Raw genomic sequence first — 16,385 nt, forward strand, 5'->3', positions numbered from 1 at the left:
CGGTCGGCGGCCGCCCCGGGCACGCGTCCCGGGTGGCCGCCGCATGCCAGGATGGGCCGGTGCGCACCCTCCCCGAACTGACCGACGTACCCGACCCCGCCTGGCCGCTCCTGCTCCGGGAGTGTGCCGGCAGCCCCGCGGCGCCCGAGGTGCTGACGGGCGATCCGGCGCAGGGCGCCGCCTGCCTGCTCCAACTCCAGGTCACCGCACGGTCGTACCTCGGGGCGATGGCGCTGAACTGCGGCGGTCTGCGGTTCGGCGGCGGCTGGCTGCGGGTCTACGGCGGGGCGGGCGGCGCGGGCCTGCCGGGCCTGGCCGAGGTGAACGGTTTCCCCACGGAGGTCGACCCCGCCTGGCGGCCCGACGACGCCCTGGTGCTCGGCCACGACGTGCTCGGCGGCGTCTTCGCCCTCAACGGGCCCGACCCGGCGGCGCTTGGCCGCCCCGGTGCGCCCGGACAGGTCCGCTACCTGGCGCCCGACACCCTGGAGTGGGAGGCGCTGGAGATGGGCCACGGGGCGTGGCTCGGCTGGCTGCTCTCCGGTGCGGTGGACAGCTTCTACCAGGGGCTGCGCTGGCCGGGATGGCAGCAGGAGACGGCCGCACTGAGCCCCGACCAGGGCATCACCGTGTACCCGTTCCTGTGGTCCAAGGAGGCGCGCGCCGATCTCGCCGGGACCACCCGCAGGCCCGCCCGGATGGCCGAACTGCTGGGCATCACCGCGGAGTTCTGCGCACAGTTCGGCCTTCCCGACCCCGGCTTCCTGGGCCGCGTCTGAGCCGCCCGGCCGGGCCCGCGGCCGGCCCGGTCAGCCGGCCGTGGCCGGCGAGCTCCGGCGGGCGCCGAGGTGGAGGCCGGCGGCCACCGCGGCTGTCGCCACGGCCAGCACCCCGACCGCCCCCGCCAGACCGCCGACCGCGGCGGACACCCCGAGCAGCACCAGCGGGCAGACGAACTCGCCCAGGAAGAACGCGGCGTTCCACAACCCGGTGCCCCGCCCGCGGTCCTCGTGACCCAGCAGGGCCATCGCCCGGGTGAGCAGGGTCGGCAGCAGCACGCCGGTGCCCAGGCAGTTGACCACCGCCCCGGCGATCAGCACCGGGGCGGCGGTCGCCACCGCCATCACCCCGAACCCGGCCGCGCACAGCGCCAGCACGTACGGCAGGTAGCGCTGCGCGCCGTCCGCGAACCGGGCGAAGCCGGCTGCGCCCGCGACGGTGGCCGCACTCGCGACCGCCGTCGCGAGGCCGATCACGGCCGGGGCGCTGATCCCCAGGTCGTCCAGCAGGAAGGACATCTCGACCGGGACGGTGTAGAAGACCACCGCACCGAAGAAGGTCAGCGTGCACGTCCCGGCCAGCCGCCGGAACGGGAACGGGCGCCGCTCCGCAGCCCCGGCCCCGGAACCGGGCGCCGCACCGCCGGCCGGGTCCTGCCCGGTCGCGGTCTCCTTCGGCGCCCTCAGGACCACGGCCATCATCGGTGCCAGCAGCAGGCTCACCGCGTACGCCCAGAACGGGGCCCGCCAGCCGGCCGAGCCGACCGCCCCGCCGACCACGAAGAACGCGGTCGCGGACAGGGCCGCGCAGACCGTCTGCAGGGCCAGGAAGCGGTCGCGGGCCCGGCCCGTCCAGTAGTCGCCGATCAGGGTCGTGCAGGAGGTCATGATGACGGCCTCGGTCACGCCGACCAGTGCCCGGCTGGCGACGATCGCCGGCAGCGAGTCCAGCCACAGCGGCGCGGTGCCGACCACGGCGTACGCGACGGTCGCGCCGACCAGCAGACGGCGCCGTCCGAGCCGGTCGATCAGCACCCCGGCGAACGGGGCCAGCAGGCCGAGCGCGAGCGCGGGCACCGTCAGCGCGACCGGCACCAGCGCCTCGGCCCCCGCGCTGTGGGCGAAGTGGTCCTGCATCCGGGGGAGGACCGGGGCGATCAGGACGGCACCCAGGATCGGCAGGCAGCTGCCCGCCATCAGCAGCACGGCTCTCAGCAGCCGGCGCGGTGGCGCCGCGGTGTCCGGACGGGCGTCGACGGTCAGGGCGGACACGGTGGTCTCCGATCACGGGGGACGGTTCGGCCGGTGGGGCGGCCGGGGTTCCGGCGTGGAGCGGCCCCTTTGTACCAGGCGGCCGTGAAATCCCGTACGCCGTCCTCACTGCGAGACGCGCCGCCGCCCGGCGGTCCGTCAGCAGCGCTTGTCCGCAACGGCTTCGGGGCACGGACGATCCGTCAATCACCCGTGGGTGCGCGCGGCTTCGCCGCCGTCCTGAACGGGCATCACCTCCCCGACGGCACGACACGACACGGCACGGCACGGCACGGCACGGCGCGCACCGCCCGCCGGCGCGTCCGCCGCCCGCTGCGGCGCCGACCGGTGACCCGGTGCACGAACGATGCACCGCGCCGGATCCGGCCGGCGGGGCACGCTGGAGACGTCCGCCGGCAGCGCCCCGCAGTCGCCGACGCCCGCACCGACGGACACGAACGGACGGAAGGAGGCCGGGCCGCCATGGGCGCACTCCTCCCCGAGCCGGAGCGGCTGATCCTCGACGACATCGAGCGCCGCCTGCGGCGGCAGGACCCGGGCCTGGACCGCCGGTTGCGGCACCGGCACGGCCCGCTGCGCGCATTGGCCTGGCGGCCCGGCGTCCTCGTCGCCGCGGTCGGCGTCCTCACCGCGGCGGCCGCCGCCGGCGTGCTCTGGGCCGCGGCCGGCGGGCGGGCGGCCGTCGTGCCCGCGGCCGGCGTCGCCACCGCCGCAGCGCTGGGCACCGCCGCGACCTTCCGCCGGCTCGCGGCGATCCGGGCCGCCCGCACGGCCCGGCCGCTGACACCCGGCCGCGTGCGCAGGGGGTGGCGGTGACCACGGCGAACGCCCTGGGACCGGCCCTCCGGGCGGGTCTTGCTATCGTCCCGCACGCCGGGCCCGCACACGGGCCCGGTCTGCGGTTCCCGCAGGCCGCGCAGCCCGTACCGGAGGGCCCGCGGCGCGCACCGAGGGGAGGGCCCGACATGCCAGGACCGCGCGCGGCGGACGAACGCCGCACCGCCCCACCGGCCTCGACCGCGCCGCCGGACACCATCCCTCTGCTGCCGACCACCCCGCTGCACCCCGCCGGCCTGGTCGACCTGCGCGGGCGGCCCGGACCGGCGCTGTCCGTGCACTACCCCGCGGACGCAGTGGTGGTCGTCTCCGGCCTGCCCGGCAGCGGCAAGAGCACGCTGCTCGGCCGCTGGTCCGACCGGGCCCGGGTGGTCGACCCGCGGGTGACGCACCTCGACTGCGAGGCCGTGATGCCCGGCTGGCTGCCGTACGCCGCCTACCGGCCCTGGGCGCGGCTGCGCCACCTGGCCCGGCTGCGGGCCGCCGTCCGGGCCGGCGGGCCGCTGCTCGTCCACGACTGCGGCAGCCGGCCGTGGCTGCGCCGGTGGCTGGCGCGCGGCGCCGCCCGCCGTGGCCGCACCCTGCACCTGGTGCTGCTGGACGTCGGTGCGGACGTGGCCCTGACCGGTCAGGAGTCCCGGCAGCGGTGGGCCTCCGGCCGGGTGTTCGCCGGGCACCGCCGAGGGCTCGGCCGACTGCTCGCCGCGCTCGCCGTCGACGGCCGCGGTGCGGTGCCCGAGGCCGCCTCGCTGCTGCTGCTCGACCGGGTCTCGCGGGAGCGCGCGGCCGACGTCGGCTTCGCCGGACCCGGTGCGGGCTGACCGGCCGGGGGACGTCCGGCGGGCCGGCCGCGGAGCCGATGCACAAGCGGTGCAACGTGCGGTCGGCACGTCCCCGGCGGCAGAGTGGGGGAGACCGGGCAGATCCGTCGCACCGGAGGTCGCCATGTCCGTCGCATCCCACCCCGCCGCAGCCCCCGCCGCCGGTCCCGCCCTGCGGGTCGTCGGCCGGTCCGCGCCCACCGAGACGCCGGAGTGCGAATCCTCCACCGGGCACGGCATCTCGACGCCGGAGGCCGTCGAACTCCACACCGCCTGGCCGGGCTGGGCGCCGATGCTGGTCATCGCCGTCCTGGTGCTGTGCACGGTCGGTTTCATGGTCGGCCGGATCCTCGCGTGGTGACCCGCACGGCGCCCGACCCGGCCGACTCCGGTCCGGCGGCGGCGGGCCTGTCCACCGGCGGGGTCGCCCGCCGGCTCGGGGTGTCGCCCACCACCGTCCGCTCGTGGGAGCGCCGCTACGGCATCGGACCCGCGGAGCACCGGGCCGGCCGGCACCGCCGCTGGGCGCCGGAGGACGTCGCCGTGCTGGAGGCGATGTGCGACCTCACGGCGCGCGGCGTGCCGCCCGGCGAGGCCGCGCGGACGGCGCAGGCGGCGGCCCGGCAGGGATCGGCCGCCCCGCCCCCGACACCCCGCCCCCCGACGGGGCCGGGCCGTCCACGGCCCCGGCACCGCCCGGTGGGGCGCCCGGCGGACCGAACCTGCTGCCGATGGGTCCCGTCCGTCCGGAGTGCCGCGGCCTGGCCCGGGCGGCCGTCCGGCTGGACGCGCCCGCGGTGGAGCGCACCCTGGAGCGTGCCGTCGCGGAGCTCGGGGTGGTCACCTCCTGGGAGGAGGTGATGGTGCCCGCGCTGCGCGCGGTCGGCCGCAAGTGGGCCGCCGAGGGCGAGAAGTACGTGGAGGTCGAGCACCTGCTGTCCTGGCACGTGTCCACGGCGCTGCGGAGTGTCGCGCGCAGCCCCGGGGCGGCCGCCGGGCCCGCCCTGCCGGTGCTGCTGGCCGGGATGCCGGGCGAGCAGCACTCGCTGCCGCTGGACGCGGCGGCCGCCGGACTCTCCAGCCGGGAGCTGCCGTACCGGATGTTCGGCCCGGCGGTGCCGGCCGACGCGCTATTGGCCGCCGTCGGCCGTACGGGCCCGTCGGCGGTGCTGCTGTGGGCGCAGTCCCGGGCCACGGCGGACCGGCGGCTGGTGCTGCAGGCCGCGACGACGGGCTGGGGTGTGCGCGGGGCGCGGTCCCGGCCGGCCGTCGTGCTGGCCGGTCCGGGCTGGGCCGGTCTGCCGCGCACGGCGGGCACCCTGCGCCCGCGCAGTCTCGGCCAGGCCCTGGACCTGCTGGCGGGCCTGGCCTCCCCTGAGACGTGGGGAGGGCCCGGCCGTCAGCCGGCGGCCGCGGCGCCCGCCGCCTCCGCGCGGGCCCGCTCGGTGATGTTGCGGGCCATGCCGCCGAACACCACCCCGTGGAACGGGGCCACCGCCCACCAGTAGGCATGCCCGGCCAGACCGTGCGGGTGGAACAGCGCCCGCTGGCGGTAGCGGGTGCCGGTGGCGCCGTCCGGGGTGACGGTCAGTTCGAGCCAGGCCAGCCCCGGCAGCCGCATCTCGGCCCGGAGTCTGAGCAGCCGCCCCGGCCGGATCTCCTCGACCCGCCAGAAGTCCAGCGAGTCGCCGACCCGCAGCCGGTCCGGGTCGCGGCGGCCCCGGCGCAGCCCGACGCCGCCCACGAAGCGGTCCATCCAGCCGCGCACCGCCCAGGCGAGCGGCAAGGAGTACCAGCCGTTGTCGCCGCCGATCCCCTCGACGACCCGCCACACGGCGTCCGGCGGGACGTCCACCCTGCTCTCCTTGACGTCCTCGTACAGGCTGCCGCCCGCCCAGTCGGGGTCGGTGGGCAGCGGGTCGCTGGGCGCGCCGGCCAGGCTGGCGGAGGACCAGCGGGTGGCGACGTCGGCGTCCCGGATCCTCCGCAGCGCGAGCCGGACGGCGTCGTCGAAGCCGATCAGGCCGCCGGGCGGGTCCGGCACGTACCGGGCGATGTCGTTCTCCCCGCAGACCACCTCGTGCCGCAGCGACTCCACCAACGGGCGGGCGATGGCGTTGGGGACGGGCGTGACCAGGCCCACCCAGTGGCTGGACAGCCGCGGGGTGAGGACGGGTACGGGCACGATCACCCGGCGGGGCAGGCCCGCCACCGCGGCGTACCGCGTCATCATCTCCCGGTAGGTCAGCACGTCGGGTCCGCCGATGTCGAGGCTCCGGTCGACGTCGGGCGGCAGCAGGGCCGCGCCGACCAGGTATCGGAGCACGTCGCGGACGGCGATCGGCTGGATCCGGGTGTCGACCCAGTTCGGGGTGACCATGACGGGCAGCCGCTCGGTGAGGTAGCGGAGCATCTCGAAGGAGGCCGAGCCCGAGCCGAGGATGACGGCGGCCCGCAGCTCCGCGGTTGGCACGCCGCCCGCCCGCAGGACCCGGCCGACCTCGGCCCGGGAGCGCAGGTGGGCGGAGAGTTCCGCGGGCGGTACGGCGGCGGGGGTCAGGCCGCCGAGATACACGATCCGGCCGACGCCCGCCTGCGCGGCGGCGGCGCCGAACGCCCGGGCGGCGTCCCGGTCGGTCCGTTCGAAGCCGGCGCCGGTGCCGAGCGAGTGCACGAGGTAGTACGCCACGTCGATGCCGTCGAAGGCGCCCGCGAGGGTCGCGGGCCGGGTGACGTCGCCGGTCGCGGTCTCCACCTCGGCCCGCCACGGATGGTCGCGCAGCCGTCCGGGTTCGCGGACCAGGCAGCGGACGGTGTGCCCGGCCCGCAGCAGTTCGGGCACCAGGCGGCCGCCGATGTAGCCGGTCGCGCCGGTGACCAGGCAGCGCAGCGGGGGTGCGGTCGGCTGGGACATCGGGTCTCCCGGGGGTCGGCGGGCGGGGCGGTCGGGTCAGAAGGCATAGCGCACCCGCAGCCAGGGGGCGTGCGCCGCGATCAGGCCGCGGAGTTCGGCGAGCGCGCCGGCCTTGAGACCGGCCCGGTAGCGGACGTTCCAGGCGCCGTTCCCGGAGCGCTTGGCCTCCTGCAGACCGGGGCGCCACAACAGGTCCTCGGCCCGCGGGTGCCAGCCGAGATTGACCTGATGCAGCTCCTGGTTGTGGGTCAGCATGATGATCTCCGCCGCGGCCTGTGCCTTCACGGCGGCCGGCAGCAGGTCGTCCATCCGGCGCAGCAGGTCCGCCCAGTCCGCCTGCCAGCCCTCGCGCAGCACGACGGGGGAGAGGTTGAAGTGGACCTCGTACCCGGCGGCCAAAAGTCGCCCGCGGCGGCGACCCGTTCCGGGACGGGGCTGGTGCGCACGTCCAGCAGCCGGGCGTCGGCGGGCGGCATCAGGGAGAAGCGGATCCGGGTGCGGCCGCGCGGGTCGAGGGCGAGCAGGTCGCGGTTGACCCACTTGGTGGCGAAGGAGGCCTTGGCGGTCGGCCAGTGCCGGAAGGCGCGTACGAGGTCGGCCGTGTTGTCGCAGATCAGGGCGTCCACCGAGCAGTCGTTGTTCTCGCCGATGTCGTACACCCAGGCCGTCGGGTCGCACTGGTCGGGCTCGCGCTTGCGGCCCTGGCGGCGGACGTGGCCGGCCAGGTAGGCGACGATCCGGTCGATGTTGGTGAAGACGGTGATCGGGTTGGCGTAGCCCTTGCGCCGCGGCACGTAGCAGTAGGCGCAGGCCAGCGCGCAGCCGTTGGCCGAGCTGGGGGCGATGAAGTCGGCGGAGCGGCCGTTGGGGCGCGCCGCGAGGACTTCTTCTCGCCGAGGACGACGACCTCGCTCTTGATCCGCGCCCACCGCTCGACGTTGCCCGCGTTGCCGTGCAGGTGCGGGATCCGCCAGTGCGAGGGCACCTCGACCACCCGGGCGTCGGGGAAGCGGGCCAGCACCTGCCGGCCGCGCGGCGATGCCGCGGCGGCGGGCTCGGCGTAGATCTCCCGGACGTCGAAGAGTCTCGGCGGGCGGTGGGCGGCCGGCATACGGCGGACCTCCTCGTGGTGCGCTCGCCGGTGCTTCGGAGCCGCGACCGGCCCGGATTGGTCCGGTTCGCCCGATGTGGAAGGCTCGGCGCGCCGGGGCCGGCCGATTTCCGCAGCCGGGACCAATCCGCCGCCCCCGCGGCTTCGAACGCCTGATGCCGTGGTCGCCCCAACACCTGCCGGGCGGCGCAGACCCGTGGTACCTGGAGGTCCCGTATGTCCGCCAACCGCCCGACGGGCGGGCCCAGCGCCCGACCCGTACGACCGGTGGCCCCTGCCGCCTGCTGCCGGGAGGCGGCGGGATGAACACGGTGGTGCACCTGTCCGGCCCGCAGCGGCGGGGACCGGACCTGAAGGAGTTGATCGCCAAGGTCTCCTTCGGCGACCAGGACGCGTTCTCCCGGCTGTACGACGCGGTGGCCGGCCCCGTCCTCGGGCTGGTCCGCCGGGTGCTGCGCGACCCGGCCCAGTCCGAGGAGGTCGCGCAGGAGGTCATGCTGGAGGTGTGGCGCACCGCGTCCCGCTACCAGCCCGAGCGCGGCGAGGTGATGGCCTGGGTGCTGACCATGGCGCACCGCCGCGCCGTCGACCGGGTCCGCTCGGCGCAGGCGGCCGCGGACCGCGACCGGCGGGCCGCGGCGCAGGCGCACACCCCGGTGTACGACGAGGTGGCCGAGCAGGTCGAGGGCCGCCTCGAACGCGAGCAGGTGAGGCGCTGCCTCAGGATGCTCACCGAGATCCAGCGGGAGTCGGTCACCCTGGCGTACTACCGCGGATACTCCTACCGCGAGGTGGCCGACATGCTCGGCACGCCGCTCGGTACCGTCAAGACCCGGATGCGGGACGGCCTGATCCGGCTGCGCGACTGCCTGGGGGTGGGGTCATGACCATCGGGGCCGACCTGCACACGCTCACCGGCGCCTACGCGGCGCACGCCCTGGACGGGGCCGAGCGCACCGACTTCGAACGCCACCTGGCCCAGTGCGGGGCGTGCGCGGCCGAGGTGGCCGAGTTCACCGCCACCCTGGCGAGGCTCGGGTCGGCGGAGGCGCTGCTCCCGCCGCCCGACCTGAAGGCCCGGGTGATGGCCGGTCTGCCGACCGTCCGTCAACTCGCCCCGGCCGGCGAGCACGCGGCCGCCGGGCGCTCCGGCCGCCGGCACCGGCGCCTCGCCCGGCAGTGGCCGAAGTTCGCGCTGGCCGCCTCCGTCGCGGTGGCCGCCGGCTTCGGCGGAATCGCCGTGCAGCAGCACGACCAGGCCGACCGGGCCCGCGCCCAGGCGTCCCGGATGGCCGACCAGCAGGCCCGCCTCGGCGCACTGCTGACGGCCCCCGACGCCCGGACGGCGACCGGCACCGACGGCTCCGGCGTGGGCACCGTGGTCTGGTCGCAGAGCCGCGGCGAGGCGGGTTTCCTCGCGGCCGGGCTGCCGCCGCTGCCCGAGGGCAAGGTGTACCAGCTCTGGTTCAACGATGCCGGGACGATGCGCCCGGCGGGGCTGCTGCCCGCCACCGACGGCTCCCTGGTGCTGAAGGGCGCCATCGACGGCGCGGCCGGAATCGGCGTCACCGTCGAGCCGCAGGGCGGTTCCCAGCACCCGAGCGGCAACCCGGTGCTGCTGCTGCCGTTCACCTGACGGCGCCCGTCGGCGACCCGTTCCGGCGACCGCGGCAGCCCGCCGCGGTCGCCGGAACGGGTGGCGAAATTCTTCCGAACGGAGCAATCCGCTTCTGCAACCGCCCCGAATGCGGGGTGACATGCAGGACACCCGGCCCGCGCGCCAGCGCAGGCCCGGTCGATCGGAGGGGCCCGTCGTGACCATGCCCGCAACCGTCTCCACCGCCGTGCCCGAGCCCGCCCGGTCGGGCGGCCGGACACCCCGGACGGTGGCCGTCGTCGGCGCCGGCGTGGCGGGTCTGACCGCCGCGTACGAGCTCCGGCGGGCCGGGGCGCGGATCGAGCTTTTCGAGGCGGACGACCGGCTCGGCGGCCATGCGCACACCCAGGAGGCCACCGGCGCGGACGGCCGGACGATCCCGCTGGACACCGGCTTCCTGGTCCACAACGAGCGCACCTACCCGCACCTGATCAAGCTCTTCCGCGAGCTCGGGGTGGAGACCCGCGACAGCGACATGAGCATGTCCGTGCGGTGCGACGGCTGCGGCCTGGAGTACGCGGGCGCCCGCGGCCCGGCCGGCCTGCTCGCCCAGCCGTCCGCCGCCGTGCGCGGCCGCTACCTGCGGATGCTCGCCGAGGTGCCGCGCTTCCACCGCCGGGCCCGGCGGCTGCTCGCCGACCCGGGCGCCGGCGACCCCTCGCTCGCCGAGTTCCTCGCCCGTGGCGGCTTCTCCCGCTACTTCGTCCACCACTTCATGCACCCCGTCGTCGCCGCGGTCTGGTCCTGCGCCCCCGACCTGGCCGGCGACTACCCCGCCCGGTACCTGTTCGCGTTCCTGGAGAACCACGGAATGCTCGGCATCACCGGCTCACCCACCTGGCGCACGGTGGTCGGCGGCTCGCGCACGTACGTCGAGCGGATCGCCGCACGGCTCGACACCGTCCACCGCGCCGCCCCCGTCCGGGCCGTCCACCGGCACCCGGACGGCGTGACGGTCACCACCGCGGACGGCAGGCGGACGGATGCCGACGCCGTGGTGGTGGCCACCCACGCGGACCAGGCGCTGCGCCTGCTGGCCGACCCCACCGACGACGAGCGCGCCGTCCTCGGCGCGTTCCGCTACTCCCGCAACCCGACCGTGCTGCACCGCGACGCCTCCCGGCTGCCGCGCGCCACCCGCGCCCGTGCCTCCTGGAACTACCGGATGCCGGACTGCACCGGCCGCGCCGACGCCGTCCAGGTCAGCTACCACCTCAACCGGCTGCTCGGTCTCGACACCGCCGAGGACTACCTGGTCACCCTCAACGAGGACCGCCACCACCCCGTCCCCGCCGAGCAGGTCGTCTCCCGCACCGTCTACGAGCACCCCGTGTACACCGGCGAGAGCGTCGCCGCCCAGCGCCGGCTGCCCGGGCTCTCCACCGGCCGCACCGCCTTCGCCGGCGCCTACCACGGCTGGGGCTTCCACGAGGACGGCTGCCGCTCCGGCGTCCGGGCAGCCGGCGCCCTGCTGGGCGCGGTCGCGCCATGACCGCCGCCCTGCCCGGCCCCTGGGGCGCCGCCCTGTACGAGTGCCGGATCGGTCACGCCCGGACGACCCCGCTGCGGCACTCCTTCGGGCACCGCACCTACCTGTGGCTGGTCGACCTCGACCGGCTGCCGCGGCTGCCCGCCGTGCTGCGACCGCTCGCCCGCTTCCGCGCCGCCGACCACCCCGGCGACCCGCGGCTGACCCTCCGGCAGAACCTCGATGCCTACCTCGCCGGCCAGGGTGTCGACCTGGCCGGCGGCCGCGTCCTGATGCTCGCCCAGGCCCGGTCGCTCGGCCACGTGTTCAACCCGCTCACCGTCTACTGGTGCCACGACACCGCCGGCCGGCCCGTCTGCACGGTGGCCGAGGTGCACAACACCTACGGCGGCCACCACCGCTACCTGCTCCACCCGGACGACACCGGCCGTGCCCGGACGCCCAAGGAGTTCTACGTCTCGCCGTTCTTCCCCGTCGACGGCGGCTACCGGATGACGCTGCCCGAACCCGGCGCGGACCTCCGGCTCACCGTCCGGCTCGACCGCGAGGGGCGTCCCGCCTTCACCGCGACCGTGCACGGCGAGCGCCGCCCCGCCTCCGTCCGCGCCCTCCTCCGGGCGGCCCTGCGCCACCCGTTCGCCACCTACGCCGTCCCGCTGCACATCCGATACCAGGGCATCCGGCTGCTGCTGCGCGGCCTGCCCGTGCACCCCCGTCCCGACCGGATCACCCGAGAAGAGGTCCCCGCCCCGTGACCCGCACCGCCACCGAGACCCTCCCGCTGCACGCCGTCGACGCCTGCCGGTGGCCCGACGTCGCCCGCGTCCCGAACGTCCCGCTGCGCGCCGCCGTCGCCGGACGCCTGCTCCGCCGGGTCGCCCGCCGGCGCGGCCTGCGCGTCGAACTCCCCGGCGGCCGGGCCCTGGTGAGCGCACCCGCCGGCGCACCCGTGCTGCGCCTGCACCGCCCCGAGGCCTTCCTGCACCGGGTCGGCGCGAGCGGCCTGATCGGCTTCGGCGAGTCCTACCAGGCCGGCGACTGGGACGCCCCCGACCTCGTCGCCCTGCTGACCGCGCTCGCCACCGCCCCCGAGACCCTCGTCCCCACCGGCGCGCAGTGGCTGCGCCGCCTCTACGTGCAGCGCCCGCCGGACGCCGAACTCTCCACCGCCGACAACGCCCAGCAGAACATCCGCCGCCACTACGACCTGTCGAACGAGCTGTTCGCGCTCTTCCTCGACCCGACCATGACCTACTCCTCGGCGGTCTTCCCGACCGGTGCGGACGGCCGGCCCGAGGCGGCCTGGGACACCCTCCCCGAGGCCCAGCACCGGAAGATCGACCGGCTGCTCGACCTCGCCGCCGTCGGTCCCGGCAGCCGCGTCCTGGAGATCGGCACCGGCTGGGGCGAACTCGCCCTGCGCGCCGCCGCCCGCGGCGCCCGCGTCGTCAGCCTCACCCTCTCCGAGGAGCAGCTCGCCCTCGCCCGCCGCCGGATCGCCGACGCCGGACAGAGCGACCGCGCCGAGGTGCGGCTGTGCGACTACCGCGCCGCCGACGGCGAGTACGACGCCGTGGTCAGCGTCGAGATGATCGAGGCCGTCGGCCGCCCCTTCTGGCCCGACTACTTCGCCACCCTGGACCGCGTGCTGGCCCCCGGCGGCAAGGTCGCCCTGCAGGCCATCACCATGCCGCACGACCGGATGCTCGCCAGCAGCGAGACCTACACCTGGATCCTCAAGTACATCTTCCCGGGCGGACTCATCCCCTCCGTCGCCGCCATCCGGCAGACCGCCGAGAAGCACACCACCCTGCGCCTGGCCGAGGCCCACGGCTACGGCCCGCACTACGCCGAGACCCTCCGGCTGTGGCGGGAGCGTTTCACCGACCGGGCCGAACAGGTCTCCGCGCTCGGCTTCGACCGGGTCTTCCGCCGCATGTGGGAGCTCTACCTCGCCTACTCCGAGGCCGGCTTCCGCACCGGCTACCTCGACGTCCAGCAGCTGCTCCTGACCCGCGAGGGGAGACCCGATGACCGCCGCCGCCCAGCTCGAACCCCTGCTCACCGGCCTCCTCGACGGCCCGCTGCCGTTCCGGCTGCGCGCCTGGGACGGCTCCACCGCGGGCCCGGCCGACGCGCCCGTGGTCGTGCTGCGCAACCGCCGGGCGCTGCGCCGGCTGCTCTGGCAGCCCGGCGAACTCGGCCTCGCCGACGCCTACATCACCGGCGACCTCGACGTGGAGGGCGACCTCGCCGGCGGCCTGAGCAGCGTCCGCGCCGCCCTCGCCGGCCGCGGCCCCCTCCGCCCCCGCCTCGCCGACTGGCCCGGCCTGCTCGCCGCCGCCGCGCGGCTCGGCGTCCTCGGTCCGCGCCCCGTCCCGCCGGCCGGGCGGGCCCGGGTCGGCGGCGCGCTGCACAGCCGCTCCCGGGACCGCGCCGTCATCAGCCACCACTACGACCTCTCCAACGAGTTCTACGCCCTGCTGCTCGGCCCCGCGACGGCCTACTCCTGCGCCTACTGGACGCCCAAGGCGGACACACTGGCCGCCGCGCAGACGGCCAAGTTCGACCTGATCTGCCGCAAGCTCGGCCTGGAGCCCGGCAGCAGGCTGCTCGACGTCGGCTGCGGCTGGGGAGCCCTCGCCCTGCACGCCGCCCGGGAGTACGGTGCCCGGGTCACCGGTGTCACCCTCTCCGCCCGTCAGCACGCCCACGCCACGGCCGCGGTGGCCGAGGCGGGCCTCACCGACCGGGTCGGGATCCGGCTCCAGGACTACCGCGAACTCGCCGACGGCCCGTACGACGCGATCAGCTGCGTCGAGATGGGCGAACACGTCGGCGACGGCCGGTACCCGGAGTTCGCCGCCCGCCTGCACGGACTGCTCCGCCCCGAGGGGCGGCTGCTCGTCCAGCAGATGTCCCGCGGCGCGAACGCTCCCGGCGGCGGCGCCTTCATCGAGACCTACATCGCCCCGGACATGTCGATGCGGCCGGTCGGCGCCACCGTCGCGATGCTGGAGGACGCCGGCCTGGAGGTGCGCAACGTCGAGGCGATGCGAGAGCACTACGCCCGGACGATCGACGCCTGGCACGACCGGCTGGAGGAGCACCTCGCCGACTTCACCGACCTGGTCGGCGAGCCGACCGTGCGGCTCTGGCGGCTCTACATGGCCGGCAGCTCCCTCGCGTTCGCCGAGCGCCGGATGGGCGTCGACCAGATCCTCGCCGTCCGCCCCACCACGGCCGGAGCCTCCGGCGCACCGGCCACCCCGGCCGAGTGGTACGCGGAGGCGCCGTGAACGGCAGCGCGTTCGCGGTCAACCTGGCGGCCACGCTCGGTGCCTCGCTCCTCGTCATGCTGGCCGCCTTCGCCGTGGGCGTGCGGACGGGCCGGCACCGCGGCGTCGACGTCGCCTGGGGGATCGGCTTCACCGCCGTCGCCCTCACCGGCTACGGCCTGTCCGCCGGGCACGGCGACGACGGGCGGCGGCTGCTGGCCACCGTCCTGGTCACCGTCTGGGGCCTGCGGCTGTCCGCCCACATCGGGCACCGCTCGCGGGGCACGGACGAGGACCCGCGCTACGCGAAGATGCTCTCGCGCGCCCCCGCCGGCCCGCGCCGCACCTGGTACGCCCTGCGGATGGTCTACCTGCTCCAGGCGGGCCTCGTCTGGTTCGTCTCCCTGCCCGTGCAGGTCGCGCAGTACCTGCCCGACCCGCTCGGCCCGCTCGCCTGGGCGGGCACCGCCCTGTGGGCCGTCGGCCTGTTCTTCGAGGCCGTCGGCGACCGCCAGCTGAGCCGCTTCAAGGCCGACCCGGCCAACCGCGGCCGGGTGATGGACCGCGGGCTGTGGCGCTACACCCGCCACCCCAACTACTTCGGCGACGCCTGCGTCTGGTGGGGCCTGTTCCTGCTCTCCGCCGACACGCCGATCGGCTGGGCCTTCGTCCTCAGCCCCGTCCTGATGACGTATCTGTTGGCCTTCGGCAGCGGCAAGCCGATGCTGGAGCGCCAGATGGGTGCCAGCAAGCCGGGCTGGGCCGAGTACACCGCCCGGACCAGCGGCTTCCTCCCGCTGCCACCCCGCAACCGTCCGCATCCACCGACCCCTGGGCCCTCCCGATGACCGTCTCCGTCGCCCTGCTCAGCCAGGACCTCCGGCTGCACGACAACCCCGTGCTGCACGCCGCCCACGCCGCCGCCGACGAGGTGGTGCCGCTGTTCGTCCTCGACCCCGACATCGCCGCCGCGGGCTTCGCCGCCGCCAACCGGCAGGCCTTCCTCGGCGACTGCCTCGCCGACCTCGACGCCTCGCTGCGCCGGATCGGCGGCCGGCTGGTGCTGCGCCGCGGCCGCGCCGCCGAGGAGACCGCCCGACTAGCCCGCGAGGTCGACGCCGTCTCGGTGCACGTCGCCGCCGGGGTCAGCGCCTTCGCCCACCGCCGCGAGAGCGAGCTGCGCAAGGAGTTCGGCGACCGGCTGCACGTGCACGACGCCTCGCTGACGGCCGCTGCTCCCGGCGCCGTCACCCCCGCCGGCAAGGACCACTACGCGGTCTTCACCCCGTACTTCCGTGCCTGGCAGCAGACCGCGCGGCGCGTCCCGCACGCCGCGCCGCGCGCCCTGCGCACCCCGGACGGCCCGCGCAGCGAGCCGATCCCGCGGGTGCGGCCCGACTCGCCCGGGCTGCCCGAGGGCGGCGAGGGCGCCGCCCGTCGGCTCTGGCGCGACTGGGACGTGGACGGCTACGCCGACCTGCACGACGACCTCGCCGCCGACGGCACCTCCCACCTCTCGCCGTACCTGCACTTCGGCTGCCTCTCGGCCGCGGAGCTCGTCCACCTCGCCTCCGGGCGCGGCGGCGAGGGCGCCGAGGCGTTCGTCCGGCAGCTGGTCTGGCGGGACTTCCACCACCAGGTGCTCGCCGCGCGGCCGTCCGCCGCCTGGCAGAACTACCGGGGCAAGGGCGACCGGTGGCGCCACGACGAGGCCGAGACCGAGGCCTGGCGGCAGGGCCGCACCGGCTTCCCGATCGTCGACGCGGGCATGCGCCAGCTCGCCCACGAGGGCTGGATGCACAACCGGGCCCGGCTGCTGACGGCCTGCTTCCTCACCAAGACGCTCTACCAGGACTGGCGGATCGGCGCCCGGCACTTCCTGTCCCTGCTGGTCGACGGCGACCTCGCCAACAACCAGCTGAACTGGCAGTGGGTGGCCGGCACCGGCACCGACACCCGCCCCAACCGGGTGCTCAACCCGACCGTCCAGGCCGACCGCTTCGACCCGGACGGCACCTACGTGCGCCGCTGGGTGCCGGAGCTCGCCGATGTGCCCGGCCGGGCCGTGCACCGCCCCTGGAAGCTGCCCGAGCCCCCGGCCGGCTACCCGGCACCCATCGTCGACCCGCAGGACACCTCCGCCCGGCTGCGCCACGCCCGCGGCCTGGACTGAGCCGAAGCGGTGCGCGAACGCTGCAACACGTGGGCCGCCCGCGGGCGGCCCACG

The 16,385-nt window shown here is 76.3% G+C and carries 14 protein-coding genes and 3 pseudogenes; 14 read left to right on the forward strand and 3 right to left on the reverse strand.

Translation table 11 applies throughout. The annotated features are described in order from the left end of the window. The first annotated feature begins 59 nt into the window (after positions 1 to 59). Positions 60 to 779 carry a DUF2625 family protein gene (locus tag ABEB13_RS34355; RefSeq protein WP_345708599.1) on the forward strand — a complete coding sequence of 240 codons (720 nt, stop codon included), beginning with the start codon at positions 60 to 62 and terminating at the stop codon, positions 777 to 779. A 30-nt stretch (positions 780 to 809) separates the two neighbouring features. Here ABEB13_RS34355 and ABEB13_RS34360 read toward each other — a convergent pair whose 3' ends face one another. Continuing rightward, positions 810 to 1,976, reverse strand: coding sequence for an MFS transporter (locus ABEB13_RS34360; RefSeq protein WP_345709922.1), 1,167 nt, complete (start codon positions 1,974 to 1,976; stop codon positions 810 to 812). Between the two features lie 537 nt (positions 1,977 to 2,513). Between ABEB13_RS34360 and ABEB13_RS34365 the strand changes: the two genes are divergently transcribed. The 5 genes and pseudogenes from ABEB13_RS34365 to ABEB13_RS34385 all read left to right on the forward strand — a co-directional run bounded on the left by ABEB13_RS34365 (position 2,514) and on the right by ABEB13_RS34385 (position 5,217). Then, complete coding sequence (locus ABEB13_RS34365; RefSeq protein WP_345708600.1) at positions 2,514 to 2,867, forward strand: DUF3040 domain-containing protein; 354 nt, start codon at positions 2,514 to 2,516, stop codon at positions 2,865 to 2,867. 149 nt (positions 2,868 to 3,016) lie between these two features. Then, positions 3,017 to 3,709, forward strand: a complete 693-nt coding sequence (locus tag ABEB13_RS34370) for an AAA family ATPase (protein ID WP_345708601.1) — start codon at positions 3,017 to 3,019, stop codon at positions 3,707 to 3,709. 124 nt (positions 3,710 to 3,833) lie between these two features. Next, on the forward strand, positions 3,834 to 4,070 hold the full coding sequence (locus tag ABEB13_RS34375; RefSeq protein ID WP_345708602.1) for a DUF6480 family protein: 237 nt from the start codon (positions 3,834 to 3,836) through the stop codon (positions 4,068 to 4,070). Between the two features lie 80 nt (positions 4,071 to 4,150). Next, a pseudogene (locus ABEB13_RS34380) lies at positions 4,151 to 4,261 on the forward strand (MerR family transcriptional regulator); the annotation flags it as partial. A 179-nt stretch (positions 4,262 to 4,440) separates the two neighbouring features. Then, positions 4,441 to 5,217, forward strand: a complete 777-nt coding sequence (locus ABEB13_RS34385; RefSeq protein WP_345708603.1) for a B12-binding domain-containing protein — start codon at positions 4,441 to 4,443, stop codon at positions 5,215 to 5,217. Here ABEB13_RS34385 and ABEB13_RS34390 read toward each other — a convergent pair. Further along, on the reverse strand, positions 5,109 to 6,623 hold the full coding sequence (locus tag ABEB13_RS34390; protein ID WP_345708604.1) for an SDR family oxidoreductase: 1,515 nt from the start codon (positions 6,621 to 6,623) through the stop codon (positions 5,109 to 5,111). The genes ABEB13_RS34385 and ABEB13_RS34390 overlap by 109 nt on opposite strands. Positions 6,624 to 6,659: 36 nt before the next feature. Beyond that, positions 6,660 to 7,734 (reverse strand): annotated as a pseudogene (locus ABEB13_RS34395) (spore photoproduct lyase family protein). Positions 7,735 to 8,036: 302 nt separating this feature from the next. Between ABEB13_RS34395 and ABEB13_RS34400 the strand changes: the two are divergent. The 8 genes and pseudogenes from ABEB13_RS34400 to ABEB13_RS34435 all read left to right on the forward strand — a co-directional run bounded on the left by ABEB13_RS34400 (position 8,037) and on the right by ABEB13_RS34435 (position 16,331). Then, positions 8,037 to 8,621, forward strand: a complete 585-nt coding sequence (locus ABEB13_RS34400) for a sigma-70 family RNA polymerase sigma factor (RefSeq protein ID WP_345708605.1) — start codon at positions 8,037 to 8,039, stop codon at positions 8,619 to 8,621. Continuing rightward, complete coding sequence (locus ABEB13_RS34405) at positions 8,618 to 9,370, forward strand: anti-sigma factor (RefSeq protein ID WP_345708606.1); 753 nt, start codon at positions 8,618 to 8,620, stop codon at positions 9,368 to 9,370. The genes ABEB13_RS34400 and ABEB13_RS34405 overlap by 4 nt, the downstream gene beginning before the upstream one ends. Before the next feature lie 184 nt (positions 9,371 to 9,554). Then, a complete protein-coding gene (locus ABEB13_RS34410) occupies positions 9,555 to 10,883 on the forward strand; it encodes an NAD(P)/FAD-dependent oxidoreductase (protein ID WP_345709923.1) in 1,329 nt (442 codons plus the stop codon). Next, positions 10,880 to 11,635: a DUF1365 domain-containing protein gene (locus tag ABEB13_RS34415; protein WP_345708607.1), complete on the forward strand. Its 756-nt coding sequence runs from the start codon at positions 10,880 to 10,882 to the stop codon at positions 11,633 to 11,635. The genes ABEB13_RS34410 and ABEB13_RS34415 overlap by 4 nt, the downstream gene beginning before the upstream one ends. A 380-nt stretch (positions 11,636 to 12,015) precedes the next feature. Further along, positions 12,016 to 12,825, forward strand: a pseudogene (locus ABEB13_RS40860) (class I SAM-dependent methyltransferase); the annotation flags it as partial. A gap of 85 nt (positions 12,826 to 12,910) precedes the next feature. Then, positions 12,911 to 14,179, forward strand: a complete 1,269-nt coding sequence (locus tag ABEB13_RS34425) for a class I SAM-dependent methyltransferase (protein WP_345708608.1) — start codon at positions 12,911 to 12,913, stop codon at positions 14,177 to 14,179. Continuing rightward, entirely contained in the window at positions 14,176 to 15,006 is an 831-nt protein-coding gene (locus ABEB13_RS34430; protein WP_345709924.1) for a DUF1295 domain-containing protein, read from the forward strand. Before ABEB13_RS34425 ends, ABEB13_RS34430 begins: the two co-directional genes overlap by 4 nt. Beyond that, complete coding sequence (locus ABEB13_RS34435; RefSeq protein WP_345708609.1) at positions 15,003 to 16,331, forward strand: cryptochrome/photolyase family protein; 1,329 nt, start codon at positions 15,003 to 15,005, stop codon at positions 16,329 to 16,331. The genes ABEB13_RS34430 and ABEB13_RS34435 overlap by 4 nt, the downstream gene beginning before the upstream one ends. The last annotated feature ends 54 nt before the right edge of the window (positions 16,332 to 16,385 follow it).

Origin of the sequence: Kitasatospora paranensis (genome assembly GCF_039544005.1) — a bacterium.
Lineage (GTDB): Bacteria > Actinomycetota > Actinomycetes > Streptomycetales > Streptomycetaceae > Kitasatospora > Kitasatospora paranensis.

Coding starts and splice junctions, on each gene's coding strand:
- ABEB13_RS34400 (WP_345708605.1), top strand. CDS start 8,037: ATGAACACGGTGGTGCACCTGTCCGGCCCGCAGCGGCGGGGACCGGAC.
- ABEB13_RS34365 (WP_345708600.1), top strand. CDS start 2,514: ATGGGCGCACTCCTCCCCGAGCCGGAGCGGCTGATCCTCGACGACATC.
- ABEB13_RS34360 (WP_345709922.1), bottom strand. CDS start 1,976: ATGGCGGGCAGCTGCCTGCCGATCCTGGGTGCCGTCCTGATCGCCCCG.
- ABEB13_RS34405 (WP_345708606.1), top strand. CDS start 8,618: ATGACCATCGGGGCCGACCTGCACACGCTCACCGGCGCCTACGCGGCG.
- ABEB13_RS34435 (WP_345708609.1), top strand. CDS start 15,003: ATGACCGTCTCCGTCGCCCTGCTCAGCCAGGACCTCCGGCTGCACGAC.
- ABEB13_RS34385 (WP_345708603.1), top strand. CDS start 4,441: ATGGGTCCCGTCCGTCCGGAGTGCCGCGGCCTGGCCCGGGCGGCCGTC.
- ABEB13_RS34425 (WP_345708608.1), top strand. CDS start 12,911: ATGACCGCCGCCGCCCAGCTCGAACCCCTGCTCACCGGCCTCCTCGAC.
- ABEB13_RS34415 (WP_345708607.1), top strand. CDS start 10,880: ATGACCGCCGCCCTGCCCGGCCCCTGGGGCGCCGCCCTGTACGAGTGC.
- ABEB13_RS34370 (WP_345708601.1), top strand. CDS start 3,017: ATGCCAGGACCGCGCGCGGCGGACGAACGCCGCACCGCCCCACCGGCC.
- ABEB13_RS34375 (WP_345708602.1), top strand. CDS start 3,834: ATGTCCGTCGCATCCCACCCCGCCGCAGCCCCCGCCGCCGGTCCCGCC.
- ABEB13_RS34390 (WP_345708604.1), bottom strand. CDS start 6,623: ATGTCCCAGCCGACCGCACCCCCGCTGCGCTGCCTGGTCACCGGCGCG.
- ABEB13_RS34410 (WP_345709923.1), top strand. CDS start 9,555: ATGCCCGCAACCGTCTCCACCGCCGTGCCCGAGCCCGCCCGGTCGGGC.